The organism is Streptomyces sp. CWNU-52B (genome assembly GCF_047444975.1).
Classification (GTDB): domain Bacteria; phylum Actinomycetota; class Actinomycetes; order Streptomycetales; family Streptomycetaceae; genus Streptomyces.
The window spans coordinates 16,946-33,285 of record NZ_JBLFJV010000003.1 but is presented as its reverse complement, the minus strand read 5'-3'; the positions used below and the strand labels follow the sequence as shown (position 1 = coordinate 33,285).

Annotated in this window: 14 protein-coding genes; 7 read left to right on the top strand and 7 right to left on the bottom strand. The window is 71.7% G+C overall.

The genetic code is table 11. The annotated features are described in order from the left end of the window. The first annotated feature begins 3 nt into the window (after window positions 1-3). Both ACLVWQ_RS02575 and ACLVWQ_RS02570 read left to right on the top strand, forming a co-directional pair. Window positions 4-912 carry an NAD-dependent epimerase/dehydratase family protein gene (locus ACLVWQ_RS02575; RefSeq protein ID WP_414106446.1) on the top strand — a complete coding sequence of 303 codons (909 nt, stop codon included), beginning with the start codon at window positions 4-6 and terminating at the stop codon, window positions 910-912. A 74-nt stretch (window positions 913-986) separates the two neighbouring features. Beyond that, window positions 987-1,862 (top strand): alpha/beta fold hydrolase, encoded by an 876-nt coding sequence (locus ACLVWQ_RS02570; RefSeq protein WP_414106445.1) that lies wholly within the window; start codon window positions 987-989, stop codon window positions 1,860-1,862. A gap of 3 nt (window positions 1,863-1,865) precedes the next feature. Here the strand turns inward: ACLVWQ_RS02570 and ACLVWQ_RS02565 are convergent, their stop codons facing one another. Beyond that, the gene (locus ACLVWQ_RS02565; protein WP_414106443.1) at window positions 1,866-2,723 is read right to left on the bottom strand and encodes a helix-turn-helix domain-containing protein; all 858 of its coding nucleotides are present in this window, start codon (window positions 2,721-2,723) and stop codon (window positions 1,866-1,868) included. 100 nt (window positions 2,724-2,823) lie between these two features. Between ACLVWQ_RS02565 and ACLVWQ_RS02560 the strand changes: the two genes are divergently transcribed. Then, complete coding sequence (locus ACLVWQ_RS02560; RefSeq protein WP_414106442.1) at window positions 2,824-3,387, top strand: YceI family protein; 564 nt, start codon at window positions 2,824-2,826, stop codon at window positions 3,385-3,387. Here ACLVWQ_RS02560 and ACLVWQ_RS02555 read toward each other — a convergent pair. Next, window positions 3,350-4,453 (bottom strand): sensor histidine kinase, encoded by a 1,104-nt coding sequence (locus tag ACLVWQ_RS02555; RefSeq protein ID WP_414106441.1) that lies wholly within the window; start codon window positions 4,451-4,453, stop codon window positions 3,350-3,352. The two genes, ACLVWQ_RS02560 and ACLVWQ_RS02555, sit on opposite strands and share 38 nt — an antisense overlap. Then, window positions 4,446-5,141, bottom strand: coding sequence for a response regulator transcription factor (locus tag ACLVWQ_RS02550; RefSeq protein WP_414106440.1), 696 nt, complete (start codon window positions 5,139-5,141; stop codon window positions 4,446-4,448). Before ACLVWQ_RS02550 ends, ACLVWQ_RS02555 begins: the two co-directional genes overlap by 8 nt. 206 nt (window positions 5,142-5,347) lie before the next feature. Between ACLVWQ_RS02550 and ACLVWQ_RS02545 the strand changes: the two genes are divergently transcribed. Next, window positions 5,348-6,457 carry an endonuclease/exonuclease/phosphatase family protein gene (locus tag ACLVWQ_RS02545; RefSeq protein WP_414106439.1) on the top strand — a complete coding sequence of 370 codons (1,110 nt, stop codon included), beginning with the start codon at window positions 5,348-5,350 and terminating at the stop codon, window positions 6,455-6,457. Between the two features lie 35 nt (window positions 6,458-6,492). On the opposite strand, the gene ACLVWQ_RS02540 is transcribed toward ACLVWQ_RS02545, so the two are convergent. Further along, window positions 6,493-6,819: a DUF3253 domain-containing protein gene (locus ACLVWQ_RS02540; RefSeq protein WP_414106438.1), complete on the bottom strand. Its 327-nt coding sequence runs from the start codon at window positions 6,817-6,819 to the stop codon at window positions 6,493-6,495. An 88-nt stretch (window positions 6,820-6,907) separates the two neighbouring features. Here ACLVWQ_RS02540 and ACLVWQ_RS02535 point away from each other — a divergent pair, with 88 nt between their 5' ends. Next, the gene (locus tag ACLVWQ_RS02535; protein WP_414106437.1) at window positions 6,908-7,816 is read left to right on the top strand and encodes an NAD-dependent protein deacetylase; all 909 of its coding nucleotides are present in this window, start codon (window positions 6,908-6,910) and stop codon (window positions 7,814-7,816) included. Between the two features lie 95 nt (window positions 7,817-7,911). Here ACLVWQ_RS02535 and ACLVWQ_RS02530 read toward each other — a convergent pair whose 3' ends face one another. The 3 genes from ACLVWQ_RS02530 to ACLVWQ_RS02520 all read right to left on the bottom strand — a co-directional run bounded on the left by ACLVWQ_RS02530 (window position 7,912) and on the right by ACLVWQ_RS02520 (window position 14,177). Next, entirely contained in the window at window positions 7,912-11,208 is a 3,297-nt protein-coding gene (locus ACLVWQ_RS02530) for a GH92 family glycosyl hydrolase (protein ID WP_414106436.1), read from the bottom strand. Window positions 11,209-11,915: 707 nt separating this feature from the next. Next, on the bottom strand, window positions 11,916-13,175 hold the full coding sequence (locus ACLVWQ_RS02525; RefSeq protein WP_414106435.1) for an MFS transporter: 1,260 nt from the start codon (window positions 13,173-13,175) through the stop codon (window positions 11,916-11,918). 321 nt (window positions 13,176-13,496) lie between these two features. After that, complete coding sequence (locus tag ACLVWQ_RS02520) at window positions 13,497-14,177, bottom strand: TetR/AcrR family transcriptional regulator (RefSeq protein WP_414106434.1); 681 nt, start codon at window positions 14,175-14,177, stop codon at window positions 13,497-13,499. A gap of 103 nt (window positions 14,178-14,280) precedes the next feature. On the opposite strand from ACLVWQ_RS02520, the gene ACLVWQ_RS02515 reads away from it, so the two are divergent. Continuing rightward, window positions 14,281-15,252, top strand: coding sequence for an NAD(P)-dependent alcohol dehydrogenase (locus ACLVWQ_RS02515; RefSeq protein ID WP_414106433.1), 972 nt, complete (start codon window positions 14,281-14,283; stop codon window positions 15,250-15,252). Window positions 15,253-15,362: 110 nt separating this feature from the next. After that, window positions 15,363-16,259 (top strand): endonuclease/exonuclease/phosphatase family protein, encoded by an 897-nt coding sequence (locus ACLVWQ_RS02510; RefSeq protein ID WP_414106432.1) that lies wholly within the window; start codon window positions 15,363-15,365, stop codon window positions 16,257-16,259. Window positions 16,260-16,340 lie beyond the last annotated feature (81 nt).

Below are 16,340 nucleotides of genomic sequence, written 5' to 3'. Positions count from 1 at the left end.
ACGATGAGAGTCTTCGTCATCGGCGCCACCGGATTCGTCGGCGGCGCCCTCGCACGGCACCTGGCCGGCACCGGACACACCGTGACCGGCCTGGCCCGCACCGATGCGGCCGCCACGAGCCTCGAAGCCCAGGGGATCACCCCGGTCGCCGCGGACCTGGATACCCGTCGACTCGCCACGATCGAGGCGGCTCTGCGGGCCGACGCGGTCGTCTACGCCGCCCAGGCGGAGCCGGCGCAGGAGACCGCGGCCGTCGAGGAGCTGACCCGCGCGATGGCGGGGACGGGCAGGACCCTGGTCTTCCTCTCCGGCAGCGGCGTACTCATGCAGCGCACCGCGGGCGCGTGGAGCCAGGACACCTTCGCCGAGGGCGAGCCCTTCGCCGTCGAACCCCTCGCAGGCTTCCGCAAGGCCGCCGAGGACACCGTCCTGGCCGCCGCCACCGATGGGCTGCGCGGCATGGTCGTCCGGCCCGGACTGATCTGGGGTCCCGGTGACCACGGCCTGGTGCCGATGACCTACCGGTCGGTCGCCGCGACCGGGGCGGCCTGCTACGTCGGGCCGGGGCTGAACACCTACAGCCACGTCCACATCGACGACGTGACCCGCCTGTTCACTCTCGCGCTGGAGACGGGACGTGCGGGAGGGCTCTACCACGCCGTCGCCGGGGAGGTCCCCAACCGGTGGATCGCGGAGAGGGTCGCGCGGGACCTCGGAGTGCGGACCCGCAGCCTCACCCCGGAGGAGGCTGCCGTGGTGTGGGGCGAGTTCGGAGCCCTCGTCATGGCGGCCTCCAGCAGACTGCGAGCGGTCCGCGCACAGCGGGACCTGGGATGGCGCCCCGAGCACACCGACATGCTGTCGACGATCGGCGAAGCCCGTCTGAGGAAACTCGCCGCCCCCGGCGTGTGACCGGCACACCACTGACCACCACCACAGCCTCCCCTTCCCACCACCACAACCTCCCCTTCATGGAAGGGGACCTCATGGAACGGAACCTCATGAGCACCGACGACTGGCTTCCCGACGGCTTCCAGGTCCACCGGATCGCCACCAACGGAACCCACCTCTCCGTCGCGGTCGGCGGCAGCGGACCGGTCCTGGTCCTGCTCCACGGCTGGCCGCAGTCCTCGCGCGCCTGGGCCCGTGTCCTGCCGGCCCTCGCGCGGACCCACACGGTCGTCGCCCCCGACCTGCGCGGCACCGGCGCCAGCGACCGGCCCCACGACGGGTACGCGAAGACCGACCAGGCACGCGACATGCGCGGGGTCCTGAAGGAACTGGGCCTCACCGCTCCCGTGGCCGTGGCCGGTCACGACATCGGCTCGATGATCGCCCTGGCCTGGGCGGCCGCCCACCCCGACGACATCTCCCACCTGGTCCTGATCGACTCCTTCCTGCCCGGATTCGGCCTGGAGGAGGCGATGGACGTCGCCGAGGGCGGCATGTGGCACTTCGGTCTCTTCATGGCCCCGCACATGCCCGAGATGCTCCTCGACGGGCACGAACTGGAGTTCTTCACCGCCACGTTCACCGCCATGTCCAACCCCGGGACCTTCAGCCCCGACGACCTCGCCGCCTACGCGCGGGCGTACACGGGACGCGAGCGGCTGCGCGGCGGCTTCGAGCACTACCGCACCCTGCTGGAGGACGGGAAGGAGAACCGCGCCCTGCTGGCCGAGCGGAAACTGCCCATGCCCGTCCTGGCCATCGGCACCGCCCTGTCCGGCACGGCCGGCACCGCGGAGGCGCTGAGCCCGCACGCGGACGACGTGCGGGGAACGGTCGCGCCGACAGGGCACTTCGTGGCCGAGGAGGATCCGGACTGGTTCACCGGGACGGTCACCGAGTTCCTTGCCTGACCGTCAGCCGCTCACCGCCCGCAGCACCCCTGGCCTGCGGCCGTTGAGACCGTCGAGCGCGGTGGCCGTGGCCTCGTCGGCAGGCATGTGCACCACGAGACGCTGGCCCTCGTCCACCAGCGCGAGCGTCTCGAACGACAGACGCAGCCGGCCCGCCTGCGGATGATCGACCAGTTCGAGTCCGAACCGGGAGGGCAGCGTCGGAACAGCGGCGAGCCGGTCGCTGAACGGGGCCCCCACCGCCGCCGTCAGCTCGTCGGCCAGGGCGGCGACATGGGAGTCGTGCAGCGAGGCCTCGCTGCGCAGATGGGCGACCTGATCGTCGGCCAGCCGGTCCCACCCGGGAAACGCGGCGCGGGCCCGTGCGTCGGTGAACAGGTACCGCACGATGTTGGGCGGGTCACCGTCGAGCAGGCCCAGCGGCCGGGCGTAGCGCTCGTAGCCCTGGGTGCAGGCCACGATGTCTCCCATCCAGTTGAGCAGGACGGCCGGGGCGGGTTCCAGACCGTCGAGCAGCGCCCGGATCGTGGCGCGCACCGTGCGCACCGGGGGCGCGGTGACCGACTGGCACAGGTCCTTGCCCTCGCCGTGCTCCCTGGCCAGCCGGTGCAACAGCAGGCGGTCCGCCGTCGACAGCTGGAGGATGTCGCTGACGGCGCCGAGAACCTTGGGCGAGGGGTTGCGGTCACGGCCCTGTTCGAGCCGGGTGAGGTACTCGACGCTGATCCCGGCGAGGGTGGCCAGCTCGGCGCGGCGCAGCCCCGGCGTACGACGGCGAAAGCCCGCGGGCAGTCCCACCTCGGCCGGGGTGACGGCTTCGCGGCGGGTACGCAGGAAGGTCCCCAACTCGTTGTCGTTCACCTCTCGAACGTACAACGTGTGCGCGCGTGGAGGATGGCCCTGTCACTACTACCCTTCGGCCGGTCTCCCTCTTCCGCCGGCGGGCTCACAGGATGGAGCCATGAGTAATGACACCTCTGCGAACACCGCTGCCGCATCCGTCTCCGCGCTGCCCCTCACCCCCGGTGAGTGGGAACTGGACCCCCATCACTCGGCGGTCAACTTCACCATCCGCCACCTGGGGATCAGCAAGGTGCGCGGCCGGTTCACCGAGTTCACGGCGGGACTGTACGTCGGTGAGGCCGTCGGCGACGTGCGGGTGACCGCCGAGATCGCGCTTGCCTCCATCGACACCGGGAACGCCGACCGGGACGCGCACACCCGCTCGGACGAACTGCTCGACGTGGCGAAGCGGCCGACGATCACGTTCCGCTCGACGCGGATCTCCGGGGAGGGCGAGGACTGGACGATGGAGGGCGATCTGACGATCGGGGACGTGACCCGTCCGGTCACCCTGGCCGTCGAGTTCGGCGGAGTCGTGGACTCTCCGCTGGACCAGAAGAAGCACGCCGGCTTCGAGGCGACGGGCGAGATCCGGCGCGGCGACTTCGGGCTGAACTTCGCACCAGGGCTGCTCGGCGACGTCATCAAGATCCACCTGGACATGCCGTTCGTCGCACCGTAGGGGACACCGCGGACAGCTCCACCGTGACGCGGAGCCCGCCGCCCGGACGCGGGGCGAGGGCGACGGCTCCGTCGTGCGCCTGGGCGATGCTCCTGACGATGGCCAGCCCGAGCCCGACACCGGCCCGCTCGGTGTGCACGCGCTCGGCACCGCGTCGGAGCGGTTCGGTGAGCGTCGAGACCAGCTGAGGAGTGAGCGCCTCACCGGTGTTCTCGACGGTGAGGACCACGGTGCCGGCGCGGACGCCGGTGCGGATCCATACGTGGGCGTGCTCCGGCAGGTTGTGGACGATCGCGTTCTGCACGAGGTTCGTGGTCAGCTGGAGCAGCAGCGCCGGTGAGCCGAGCGTGAGGGCGGTGTCGCCGCCGGTCTCCAGGGTGACGCCGCGTTTCTCCGCGAGCGGCAGGAGTGTCTCGGCGGCCTGCTCCGCCATGAGGGACAGGTCGACGTGCTCCCGGGCGAAGGACCTCTGCTCGGCGCGGCCGAGCAGGAGCAGCGCCTCGGTGAGGTCGATGGCCCGGGTGTTGATGGTGTGGAGGCGGTCGACGAGTTGGCCGGTGTCCTGATCGGGATCGGCGCGGGCCACGTCGAGAAGCGCCTTCGTCACCGCCAGCGGCGTACGCAGCTCGTGAGAGGCGTTGGCCGCGAACCTCCGCTGCTCGGCGACGTGCGCTTCGAGCCGTGCGAGCATCGTGTCGAAGGCGTCGGCGAGTTCACGGAACTCGTCCTTGCGGCCCCGCAGCCGGATGCGGTGGGAGAGCGAGCCGTCCGCGGCCGTGCGGGTGGCGTGCGTGATGCGGTTCAGCGGGGCGAGCATGCGCCCGGCGAGGAACCAGCCGCCCCCGAGACCGAACACCAGCAGGAACAGCAGGGTGACGGCCGCCATCGGAGCGAAGTCGCGCGCGACGGAGAGACGGTAGTCGGGCACGAAGACGAGCCCGACGTGCTTCACCCGCGTCAGGAAGAGCCACCCGGCGACGAGCATCACGACGCCGGCCAGCATGAGGAACCCGGTGTAGCTGAGGGTGAGTCGCAGACGAACGCTCAGCCGGGGCCACCTATCCACGATCCCCTCCCTCGCGCCCGCTGCCGGGCGCCGCGTCGACGCGGTAGCCGACACCCGGCACGGTGGCGATGAGCCAGGGGTCGCCGAGGCGCTTGCGCAGGGCCGAGACGGTGATGCGTACGGCGTTGGTGAACGGGTCGGCGTTCTCGTCCCACGCGCGTGCCAGGAGTTCCTCGGCGCTGACGACACCGCCCTCGGCGGCGACGAGGACTTCGAGCACCGCGAACTGCTTCCTGGTCAGCGCGACATGGCGGCCGTCCCGGTGGACCTCCCTGCGGAACGGATCAAGGCGCAGACCCGCGACCTCGCGTACGGGCGGTCGGCTGTGCGCGCGTCTGCGGTCGAGCGCCCTGAGCCGGAGGGCGAGTTCCTGGAGCGCGAAGGGTTTCGTGAGGTAGTCGTCGGCACCGAGCCCGAACCCGGAAGCCTTGTCGTCGAGACGGTCGGCCGCCGTGAGCATGAGGATCGGCAGGCCGCTGCCGGTGGCGACGATGTGCCGGGCGATCTCGTCACCGGACGGCCCGGGGATGTCCCGGTCGAGGACGGCGACGTCGTACGTGTTGACGCCGAGCAGTTCCAGAGCCGTATCGCCGTCACCGGCGATGTCGGCCGCGATCGCCTCCAGACGCAGACCGTCGCGGATGGCCTCCGCCATGAAGGGCTCGTCCTCGACGACCAAGACACGCATGTCCGCCAGGCTACGAGCCGGAGTGTGTCGTCGGCGTATCGAAAACCGCATACACGGCGGCAACAAGGAGCTGTCTTCACTGGTGGCATGACGCGAACGCCGACATCGGCACGAACAACGCCCCGCCGGGTCCGCCGTCCGGTTGCCGTGGGCGGTCCCCGACGGCGTGACGACGCAGCCGTGAGAAGCAGTGAGCGAGGAAGGTCATGACGCGGGTGGACGCGACGGAGACCGGGCAGAACAGCCCGGCGGAGCCCGGTGCACCGAGCACGTCGACCGGCGCACCGCCGACCGGGACCGGCGGGACCCGGCACGCGGGCCTACGCCGCGCGATCCGCGCCCTGTCAGGACCGGGGCCATGGAAACGTGGCCCGGTGCCCGCGGCGCTCGCACTCGCGCTGGGCCTGCTCCTGCTGTCCCACGGCCGGATCACCGACCACGGTGGCCTCGGCAGCCTGGTGGAGACGTTCCTGCCGTGGTTCGGCCTGTGCGTCCCGGTGCTGCTCGCCGCCGCGCTGTGGCGCCGCTCCGCCTTGGCGGCGGTCGCGCTGCTGCTGCCGGTGCTGGTGTGGTTGAACCTCTTCGGCGGGCTGCTCACGGACAAGTCCCAGCCGGGTGGCGACCTCACCGTGGCCGGCCACAATGTCGGCGCGGAGAATCCCGACCCGGTCGGTACCGCACGCGCCCTGGCCGCCTCCGGTGCGGATGTGCTGGCCCTGGAGGAACTGACCGGGCAGGACGTGAGCACGTACGAGAAGGAGCTGGCCACGGCGTACCGGTACCACACGGTGCAGGGCACGGTCGGGCTGTGGAGCAAGCTGCCGCTGTCCGACACCCGGCCCGTCGACATCGGGACGGATGCCGGGCCGCTGGGGGACACCAAGCCGGCCGAGGCGAAGATGGCGGACAACCGCGCGCTGCGCACCACGGTGGCGACGGACCGTGGGCCCCTCGCCGTCTACGTGGCCCACCTGGGCTCCGTACGGGTGAACCCCCGAGCGGGCTTCTGGGCGGACACGCGGGACAGAAACGCCCGGACGCTCGGCGAGGCCCTCGCCGCCGAGCGGAACGAGCGCGTGGTCCTGCTCGGTGACCTGAACGGCACCCTGGACGACCGCGCGTTGGACGGCATCACCGCGCAACTGCACTCGGCCCAGGTCGTGGCGGGGAAGGGCTTCGGCTTCAGCTGGCCTGCGGCGTTCCCGGTGGCGCGGATCGACCAGATCCTGGTCCGCGGAGTGGCACCGAAGCGCTCGTGGACGCTGCCGAGGACCGGCAGCGACCATCTGCCGGTGGCGGCCGCGATCAGCTGGTGAACACCTGCCGGGCATGCCGTGGGCCGGGCTCCGGTTCAGTGGTCGCGGTCGGGGTCGCGACCACGGTCGCGGCTGTTGTTGTGGCTGCGGCGGATGCGGATCGGGCCGCGGGCCTCGCTCGGCTCGACGGGCCGGCCGCCCTGGGTGATCTCCACCTCGCCGGCGTCGACCAGCCGCCGGGCCGCGCGCCTGGCGGGTTCCATGAGGTCGCGCCAGTCGCCGTCCTCCTTCGTACGGACCGCCCGAGCGGCGTCGGAGAGGCAGATCGTCGAGGTGGGCGCACGGTGGTCCAGCAGCTCCAGGACGGCCCGCTCCAAGCGCTGCTCCAAGCGCCGCTCCGTCTCCCGTTCACTCTCCGTCACATGGCCAGTGTCGCACCGGCGGAGCGAGCGGGCACCCGGGCCCGAACACCTGGGCCCGAACACCCGGACGGTTGCCTACTCTGGTGGCATGCGCATGCGCCCCACTCTGAGCTGGACCCCCACCGAAGACCTGCCGCCCGCCACCACGGACCCCCGGCCGGTCGCCGACGCGCTGCGCTCCGGCGGGGTGCTGGTGCTCAGCGGAGCGGGCATCTCCACGGAGTCGGGCATCCCCGACTACCGGGGCGACGGCGGGAGCCTGAGCCGGCACACCCCGATGACGTACCAGGACTTCGTCGGCGGTGAGCAGGCGCGGCGCAGGTACTGGGCGCGCAGCCATCTCGGCTGGCGCACCTTCGGCCGTGCCCGCCCCAACACCGGGCACCGGGCCGTCGCCGCCTTCGAACGGCACGGGCGGCTCACGGGAGTGATCACGCAGAACGTCGACGGCCTGCACCAGGCCGCCGGCACCGAGGGCGTCGTGGAACTGCACGGAAGTCTGGACCGGGTCGTCTGCCTGTCCTGCGGCACCTTCGTCCCGCGCCGCGAACTCGCCCGCAGGCTCGAAGAGGCGAACGCGGGCTTCGACCCGGTGGCCGCGGCGGTCAACCCCGACGGTGACGCCGACCTCACCGACGAGCAGGTCGGGGACTTCCACGTGGTGCCCTGCACGCTCTGCGGCGGCATCCTCAAGCCGGACGTGGTGTTCTTCGGCGAATCCGTGCCCGCCCCGCGGGTCGGTCAGTGCCGCGAACTGGTCCGTGCGGCCAGCTCGTTGCTGATCCTCGGCTCCTCACTGACCGTGATGTCCGGGCTCCGCTTCGTCCGCCAGGCGGCCCAGGCCGGGAAGCCGGTACTGATCGTCAACCGGGACCCGACCCGCGGCGACGTGCACGCCGTCACCCGGGTCGCACTCCCGCTGGGGACGACACTGGCCACCGTGGCCGGCCAACTGGGCATCCCGGTCGAGGACGAGACGGCAGCCGCGATCGGGTAGCGGCCGACGCGGTGACGGCGTGACCGTGGTGGTCACGCCGCCACCGCGCGGATTCCCCGAGGCGGCCGGGGAGCGTACGCGGTCCTGCCCGACACCTACCTGAGCGTGATCGCGTAGACCTGTACCCGAGGATCGTTCTGCAGGCCGACAGAACGGACCGTCTTCGACGCGTCGAGTTCCGCGGAGGCACCGAACAGACGCACCGGCGGGGCGTCCACGCCCTGCCCGCGCTTGATCCGGTGAGGCATCTCCAGCACCACGGAGCCGCCCTGCGGTGTCCCTCCCGCCCAGTCGCCCACCGGGACGGGCACTTCGGCGGTGGTCCCGTCGGTGTAGCGGACGGTGAGCATGGTCGTCACCGGCCCGTGATGCGCCGCGGCGACCAGGTGCAGCGCGCCGTACGACCCGGCAGGCAGCAGCATGGCCTGGCCGCGCGCCTCGACGAAGTTCGCGGCGGTCCCGGACGGATCGGGAGCGTTGTACGTCACGCCGTCCCAGTCGACCGGACCCGCCGCGGGCAGCAGATCAGCGTCGTAGCTCCATCCGCCCCCGTCGAAGTCGCCCTCGTCGGACGCCGCGACCGTCGCGGTGCCGTCGTGGTTCGCCTCCTTGCCGAGATCGACGGCGCACTGCTCGTCGGCGTTGGCCGCGCAGCGGGCCGCGGCGCGCACCTCGACGGTCGCGACCCGCTCCACGGGCTTCACCCCCTTCGCGCTCGCCGTGAGCCGCACGGTGTACGAACCCGGCGCGGTGCCGGCCGGCACGCCCACGTCCACCGTCGCGGTCCGCTGGACCGGAAGCCGGTGGGACGCGAGAGAGAAGGGCTTGGAGGTCTTCACGGTCCAGCCGCCGGGAACCTTCGCGCCGACGTCCACCCGCAGCGTGCCGGGGGACTGGCCCAGCACGTCCAGCTTCAGACGGACGCTCTGCGCGCTGTCGGACGTCGGCACGACGTCGGATCCGGTGCGCAGCGAGGCGTCGAGGTGCCGTCGGGAATCGGCCGCCGCGTGGTTCACGGACGGCGGCTCGGCGTTCTTGCCCGTACCCCATGCCGAAGGGGTGTCGGCCATCTCGAAGGCGAGGCTGCCGCCCTTGGCGACCGCGTCCCAGTCCAGCCAGGTGGCGCGCAGGCTCTTCCCGCCGAACTTCGCCTGCTTCACATAGCGCCGGGTGTCGCTCGTACCCGGCGCCTCGACGGTCAGGGTGCCGCCCTGCTTCTTCCCGTAGGCGCCGACGCGGACGACCGCGGACGGGAACTGCGGGCTGGAGACGGCGAGGAAGTCACCACCGTTCGTCGTCGGGTACAGACCCAGGGAGGAGAACACGTACCAGGCCGACATGGTGCCCAGGTCGTCGTTCCCGGTCATGCCGTCGGGCCCGTCCGTGAAGAGCGTCATCGCGGAGCGCACCACCGTGGCGGTCTTGGCAGGCGCGCCGGCCCACAAGTACAGGTACGGCGAGTGCAGATCGGGCTCGTTGTTCGGGTTGTAGGTCGGCTTGCCGTAGTAGTCGTACGGTGCCGAGATCCAGTCCTCGCGAGCGGTCCTGGCGGGGTCCGCGAGCAGCTTGTCGTAGGCGAAGAAGGAGTCGAGCCGCTTCTCCGTCTTCCGCTTGCCGCCCATCAGGGAGACGAGCCCGGCCGGGTCCTGGGGCACCAGCCACTGGTACTGGTAGGCGCCGCCCTCATGGAACTGGTGGCCCGCCTCGACGGGGTCGTAGGGCGTCAGCCAGGTGCCGTCGGTCGTGCGCGGCCGGAACTGCTGGATGGACGAGTCCCACAGGTTCCGGTACCACTGGCCGCGCGCCGCGAACAGGCGGGCGTCCGCGGTGTGACCGAGTCCCTCGGCCATCAGGGCCAGCGACGCGTCCGCCGCCGCGTACTCCAGGGTCGCCGAGGCGGGATGGTTGCAGTCGTTGTCGCCGCCCTTGTCCGCGCAGTCCTTCCCCAGTTCCAGCCCGCTGGGGATGTAGCCGCGCTCCTGGTACGCGGCGACCCCCGCACGGCCGTTGTAGGGCGAGTCGTCCGGCGGCGTGCTCAGCGCGTTCTTCCTGAGAAGCGCGTACGCCTCCTTCTCGTAGCCCGCGAGCAGGCCCTTGGACCACGCCTCGACCAGGAAGGGAGTCACCGGATCGCCGGTCATGATGTTGGTCTCGCTGTTGGCGAGCGACCAGCGCGGCAGCCAGCCGCCGTCCCGTCCGGTCGCGACGGCCGACAGCGCGACATCACGGGCTACCTTCGGCTGCAGCATCTGGAGCAGTTGGTTCTGCGGCCGGTGCGTGTCCCACAGGGACAGGTTCTGGTACGGCGTGAACCCCGAGGCCACATGGTTCTTCCGGTCGAAGCCCGCATACCGGCCGTCGACGTCTCCGGCGAGGTTCGGGTGCAACTGCGCGTGGTACAGGGCCGAATAGAAGGCGCGTTGCCGCTCGGCGGAGCCACCGCCGATCTTGACGGCGGCGAGCTGCTGCTCCCAGGTCGCGTGCAGCGCCGCGCGCGTGGCGTCGAAGTCGTACGAGTCGTCGGTCTCCGCCGTCAGGTTCTTCCGGGCGCCCTCGACGCCCGTGTAGGAGAGCCCCACCTTGACGACGACGTCACGGTCGGAGCCGGCGTCGAAGGTCACCCAGCCGCCGTTCCCGCCCTCGCCGGCCGCGTCCCGCTCGCCGGGGGCGGGAGTGCTGCCGCGCCAGGTGCCGTGCGAGGTGAACGGCCGGTCGAAGGTCGCGGTGAAGTAGACGGTGTGCTTGTCCTTGCCCGCGCAGAAGTTGCCCGCCTCGACCCGGCCCTCGACCGTCCGGTCGCCGACGACGTGTACCTCCGAGCTGTACACCTTCTGGTTGGCCTGGCCCGTGTTGAACAGGACGTTGGCACGGTCGGTGGAGGGGAAGGTGTAGCGCTGCCATCCCGTGCGGGAGGTGGCGGTCAGCTCGGCGTCGATGCCGTACGTCTTCAACCCGACGCGGTAGTAACCGGGTTCGGCGTCCTCGTCGTCGTGCGAGAAGGCCGAGCGGTAGGCGTCGGGGTCGACGTCGTCGACCGCACCGGTCGTCGGCATGATCGGCAGCTCGCCCATGACGGAGCAGCCGACGCCGGAGAGATGGGTCTGGCTGAACCCGTGGATCTTGTCCTGCTGGTAGTCGTAGCCGCCCTGGCCGCCGGTGTCCGGACTGACCTGGACCATGCCGAAGGGCGCACTCGCACCGGGAAAGGTGTTGCCGAAGTTCTGTGTGCCGATGAACGGGTTGACCAGGGAGGTGGGCTCGGCAGCGGCCGCGGCCGCTGGCGCGGGGGCTTCGGCGAGGGCGGGCACCGGGCTCAGGGCGCCGCCGGCGACGAGCAGTGCGGCGAGGGCTGTCGAGGCGCGGCTGCGCCATCGGCGGAGGGGTCTGTGCATGGAAGCGGTCTCCTGTTCCGCACCTCTCCTGTGCGCGCGACATGAGAGGTGATCTCCAAGTGACGGACGCAGTGGTCACGTTCGATCGGTGACACGAGCGGGGCTCGGGTACGGGGCGTCGGGCGGGGGCTGTTCGGTCTGTGCCACGAGCGGTCACCGCGGACAGCGGGCGGTGTGCAGGTCATCGCGGTGAGCCCCCCTCGCAGCCCGATCAGCGGCACCTCGGCCGGACGGAAGCGGACTAGATCACGCATCTGACATCGTTGTCAACACTTCTGACGCCACGACTCGCCGTACGTCACCCTGCCTCGCCCACCGACCGGGCGGCCCTCCCCGGACCACCCGGGCCTGACGAACCGCGGAGAGCCGGGTCGGCCCTGTACTCACCCCGAGCACCCGTAAGTCCGTACGCCCCGTATGTCCGTACGGGGCGTACGCGACGCAACCCGCGGGGAGCCTGTCGGCGGTGAAGCGGGCTCCCGCCCGTGCGGAACTGCGCGCGGCGGGGGAGACGTTCGCAACCGTCACCGTCACCGTCACCGTCACCGTCACCGTCGCCCAGGTCGGTCGAGTACCACCTGCGCAACGGCTTCACCGACTCGGAGCCCGCCCCCGGGTCGCCCTCACACGGCTCCTCCCGGACCAGCCGGTGGCCCTGCCGAGATCACCCTTGCCTCCGGCCCTTGGGACCTGGCCACTGCCGGGTGCTACGTGCGCTGAGGCGCCGTACCTTCTTCGGCCTCTGTCGCCGTCGCTGCTGCTGCCGCTGCCGTCGCGGGGGCCGCCGCCTTGCCCGTGGACGAGATGATCGTCTCGGACGGGGAGCCGTCGCGATCCATGAGGCCCCCCGCGAAGGCGAGACCGAGGCCCGCCACGGCGAGAGCGGCGCCGACCAGATTGGGCGCGGCCCAGCCCCAGCCCGCCGAGATGACCAGGCCACCGAGCCAGGCACCGCCGGCGTTGGCCAGATTGAAGGCGGAGTGGTTGGAGGCCGCCGCCATGGTCGGGGCGTTCTTCGCCTTGGCCATGAGGAGCATCTGGACGGGTGTGGTGATGAGGGAGCCCATCGCACCGATGAACGTGATGGTGATCAGGGCGGGCACGATGCTGTGGACGGTGAAGAAGAACGTCACCAGCCCCGCGGCGAGCAGGGCGAGCCCCACGTACAGCGTGGGCCGCAGGGCGCGGTCCGTGAGCGGGCCCGCGAGCAGCGTGCCGGCGGTCATGCCGACGCCGTACAGCGCGAGGACCAGGGTGGTCGAGGCGTCGGAGATGCCCGTCAGGTTCGTCAGCATCGGCACCAGGTAGCTGTAGACGGCGAAGAACCCGCCGAACCCGACGACGGCCGTGGCCAGCCCGATCACGACCTGCTTGTTCCCCATCGCCCGCAGCTCGTGCCCGATGCCGGAGTGCTGCCCGCGCGGCTGGTGAGGAACGAACCGCGCCAGCGCCACCAGGGCGACGAGGCCGATGACGGCGACCGCCCAGTAGGCGGAGCGCCAGCCGAGCTGCTGTCCGAGTGCCGTACTGGCCGGTACGCCGACGATGTTCGCGACGGTGAGCCCGAGGAACACCTTCGAAACGGCGCGCGCCGCCCGCTCGGGAGCGACCAGCCGGGAGGCGACGACCGCGCCCACGCCGAACAGCGCCCCGTGCGGCAGACCCGACAGGAAGCGCGCGGCGAAGAGAAGACCGAAGTCGGGCGCGAGCGCGGACGCCGCGTTGCCGACCACGAACAGCCCGGTCAGGAGCAGCAGCAGTCGCTTGTGGGGTATGCGCGCACCGATGCCGGTGAGGACGGGGGCGCCGACGACGACTCCGAGCGCGTAGGCGGAGACGAGGTTGCCGGCCTGCGGTACGGACACCCCGACCCCGTCGGCGATCTGCGGGAGCAGTCCCATGGTGGCGAACTCGGTGGTGCCGATGCCGAACGCGACGACGGCGAGGGCCAGCAGTGCCAGGGGCATGGTGCGGGAGACCTTTCAAGGACGGTGGTCCGGTAGTGGGAGGCGAGGTACGTCCCGGGACCGTTGCCGGTCCCCGGTGGCTTCTCGCGCTGAGCACCATTGCCCGGCAGCCCCAGAACGGACCAAGCCTAAGGGCTGCGGCAGGGAAGGAGCGGCCGAGCGTTCCGAGATCGACGCGAGCTGTCCGTGACCTACGTCATGCCAGGTCAGCCGGACGGAACCAGCTCTCTTCGCGGACCGCCCGACCGCCCGACAGCGGGGCAGCAGCCGCACAGCCGGTCAGCCCGGGGACGGGCCGCCGGACACCGGCGCCGCGCCGCATCACCGCGCGGGCATGTGCTGCCCTCCGGGGCCGTCGGCGGTGAGCGGAAGGCTGCGGAGCGACAGCGTGCTGGGAGGGGGCAGCGCCCGCGGGGACGCGTCGCTGCGGAACGACTGGAGCAGGTACGCCACCAGGCGCTGGGACGCCGCACGGTCGTGAGGCATCGCGGTGACCAGACCGCAGTGGGCCAGCAGGGCCACGGACAGGTCGGAGGCGTGGAAGTCGGCCCGCAGAGCGCCCGCCGCCTTCGCCCTGCCGATCAGGGTCATCAGGCCCCGCTCGGCCTCTTCCCGTTCCCGTACCTGGTCCGCCGTACTGTCCGGGAAGACGGCGACGAACGCCGCGGGGAACCCCCGTTCCTCCCGCTGGAGCGCGCAGACCGTCTCGACCAGCCGCTCGAAGCCCCGCCACGGGTCGGGGTCGGCCAGCGCGTCGGTCAGTGCGCGGCCACAGGTCTCCATCTGCTGGGCGAACGCGGCCCGCACCAGGGCGTCGCGGGTCGGGAAGTGCCGGTACAGCGTCGCCACGCCGACCCCGGTCCGCCGGGCCACCGTCGCCATGGGGGCGTCGATGCCGTGCTCGGCGAAGACCGCGCGGGCGGCGACCAGAATGCGCCCCCGGTTGCGCCGGGCATCGGCCCGCAGACCGCCCCGGCCCGTGATCCGAGAGGATTCCCCCACCACTGTCTCTCACCTCCGGTGCAAACGGACGATCTCGTCCGCTTCGCAGCCTACGCTCGGCGCCCAGACCCCGCACAACCGCAGGTGAAGAAGGGTGAGACCGATGGACGACCGCATGATGAGAGCCGTACTCTTCGACCGCTACGGCGGCCCCGAGGTGCTGTACACGAGCCGGGTGCCCCGCCCCGAACCGGCACCCGGCGAGGTCCTCGTGCGGGTGCGCGCGTTCAGCGTCAACGGCGGTGAACTGGCGGCCCGTTCCGGCCGGGCCCGCCTCCTCACCGGCCGGAAGTTCCCCCAGCGCATCGGACTGGACTTCACTGGCGAGGCCGCCGCACTGGGCAGCGGCACGACGGGCGTCGCGGTCGGCGACCGCGTGTGGGGGATCGTGGGCCGCGTCGGATTCGGCACCGCCGCCGAATACGTCAGCGTGCGGACCGAGCGGCTCGGCCGCGTCCCGGACGGACTGGACCTGGTGGCCGCCGCCGCGCTGCCGGTGGCCACCACGGCCGTCACCGCGCTGCGCGACAAGGCCGTGCTGCGCCCCGGCGAACGCCTGCTCGTACGAGGCGCGGCGGGCGGTGTCGGCAACGCCGCCGTCCAGCTCGGCCGGGCGTACGGCGCCGAGGTCACGGCCCTGGCCCGCGCCGCCAACCTCGACTTCGTCCGCGACCTCGGCGCCCACCACGCCGTCGACCACCGGAGCGTCGCCGCGGGCCGACTGGGCCGGTTCGACGTGGTCCTCGACACCGCGGGCACCGACCTGCGGACCTTCCGGCGCCTGCTCAAACCCGGCGGACGCATGGTCACGATCGCCTTCGACCAGAGCCACCTCGCCGCCTCACTGGGGTACATCGCGGCCAGCGCGCTGCACGGACGAGGCCGGGTGCGGTTCTTCAGCGGTAACCCCAAGCAGGCGCTCTTCGACGACCTCGCCCGCCATGTGATGGAGGGGAAACTGCGTCCGGCGGTGGACACGGTCTTCCCGCTGGAGGAGACGGCGCAGGCGCACCGCGCGCTGGAAGCGGGTGGCGTGCGCGGCAAGTACGTGGTCAGGGTCGACGAGAGCCTGTAGAGGCAGTCGCCCCGGGACCCGGTCGCCCCGGGACCACGCCCCCGCGCGGAGCCCCCTGCGTACGCGCACACCGCGTGCCCCGGCCGGCAACCCGTCCCATAACCTCGTCCATGGAGACGTCGGATGCCATGGACGTCCAGGCCGGGGAGGCGCTCGTGTCCAGTAGGTGCATACGTCCACTGGTGGGCGTCCTGATCGTGGCCTGCGTGGTCCTTCTCGGCCCCAGCGCACCGGCCGACGCACCCTTCGCCAGGTCACCGCACGTCGAAGCCACCCAGGACGTGGTGGCGAACCGTGTCATGACGTGGAACATGTGCAACCCCTGCGACAGGAGCAACAGCGACCGGGCAGCGGAGATCGCCACCTACGCTCCCCAGGTCATCGGCCTGCAGGAAGCGTGCGTGCGGGACGTCGAGCGGATCCTGGACTATCTGAAGGGCCGTCACGGTCTGGTCTACCGGGTCACGTACGGGACGGTCCTGCGGAACTGGGGCCGGTGCGGGGGAGTGCCGTGGCGGCCGGGGGCCTACGGCCAGGCCCTTCTCTCCAGGGCGCCGATGACCGGCCGCGTCAATGTGGAGTACTCCGACGGCGGATCCGAGGACCGTGGCTACCTGGCGGTCACCACCACGGTGGGCGGCCGACCCGTACGGGTCTTCAACACCCACCTCGCCGAACGGCGTCAGGAGGCCGTCCGGGCGGACCAGGTCGGCGCACTCGCCGCGGAGGTCGCGCAGCACGATCGCGCGATCGTGCTCGGTGACTTCAACGCCGTGCCCGACGCCCCCGAACTGGCCCGGATGTGGGCACTGGCCGCGGACGCGGACCCGCAGTGCCGGCCCTCGCCTCCCGGCGACTGCGGGCCGACCACCGACTGGCGGAGCAAGTTCGACTACATCTTCCTGCGCGGCATCGTCCCGTTCGAGCAGCGTGTCCACCCGACCGCGTACTCGGACCACGACCTGGTGCACGCGGACCTGGACACCGAGGCCCGTCCTGAGCGGTGACCGCCCTGTTGCATCTATTGACACGTCCATTACAAAGGCTTTACGTTTCGGTCACCTGAGAGCGCTCTCAGGCACCCCTCG

What these genes read in the sequence shown, in the direction of transcription:
- ACLVWQ_RS02575 (WP_414106446.1), top strand. Translation starts at nt 4, where the DNA reads ATGAGAGTCTTCGTCATCGGCGCCACCGGATTCGTCGGCGGCGCCCTC.
- ACLVWQ_RS02570 (WP_414106445.1), top strand. Translation starts at nt 987, where the DNA reads ATGGAACGGAACCTCATGAGCACCGACGACTGGCTTCCCGACGGCTTC.
- ACLVWQ_RS02560 (WP_414106442.1), top strand. Translation starts at nt 2,824, where the DNA reads ATGAGTAATGACACCTCTGCGAACACCGCTGCCGCATCCGTCTCCGCG.
- ACLVWQ_RS02550 (WP_414106440.1), bottom strand. Translation starts at nt 5,141, where the DNA reads ATGCGTGTCTTGGTCGTCGAGGACGAGCCCTTCATGGCGGAGGCCATC.
- ACLVWQ_RS02545 (WP_414106439.1), top strand. Translation starts at nt 5,348, where the DNA reads ATGACGCGGGTGGACGCGACGGAGACCGGGCAGAACAGCCCGGCGGAG.
- ACLVWQ_RS02535 (WP_414106437.1), top strand. Translation starts at nt 6,908, where the DNA reads ATGCGCATGCGCCCCACTCTGAGCTGGACCCCCACCGAAGACCTGCCG.
- ACLVWQ_RS02530 (WP_414106436.1), bottom strand. Translation starts at nt 11,208, where the DNA reads ATGCACAGACCCCTCCGCCGATGGCGCAGCCGCGCCTCGACAGCCCTC.
- ACLVWQ_RS02525 (WP_414106435.1), bottom strand. Translation starts at nt 13,175, where the DNA reads ATGCCCCTGGCACTGCTGGCCCTCGCCGTCGTCGCGTTCGGCATCGGC.
- ACLVWQ_RS02515 (WP_414106433.1), top strand. Translation starts at nt 14,281, where the DNA reads ATGGACGACCGCATGATGAGAGCCGTACTCTTCGACCGCTACGGCGGC.
- ACLVWQ_RS02510 (WP_414106432.1), top strand. Translation starts at nt 15,363, where the DNA reads ATGGAGACGTCGGATGCCATGGACGTCCAGGCCGGGGAGGCGCTCGTG.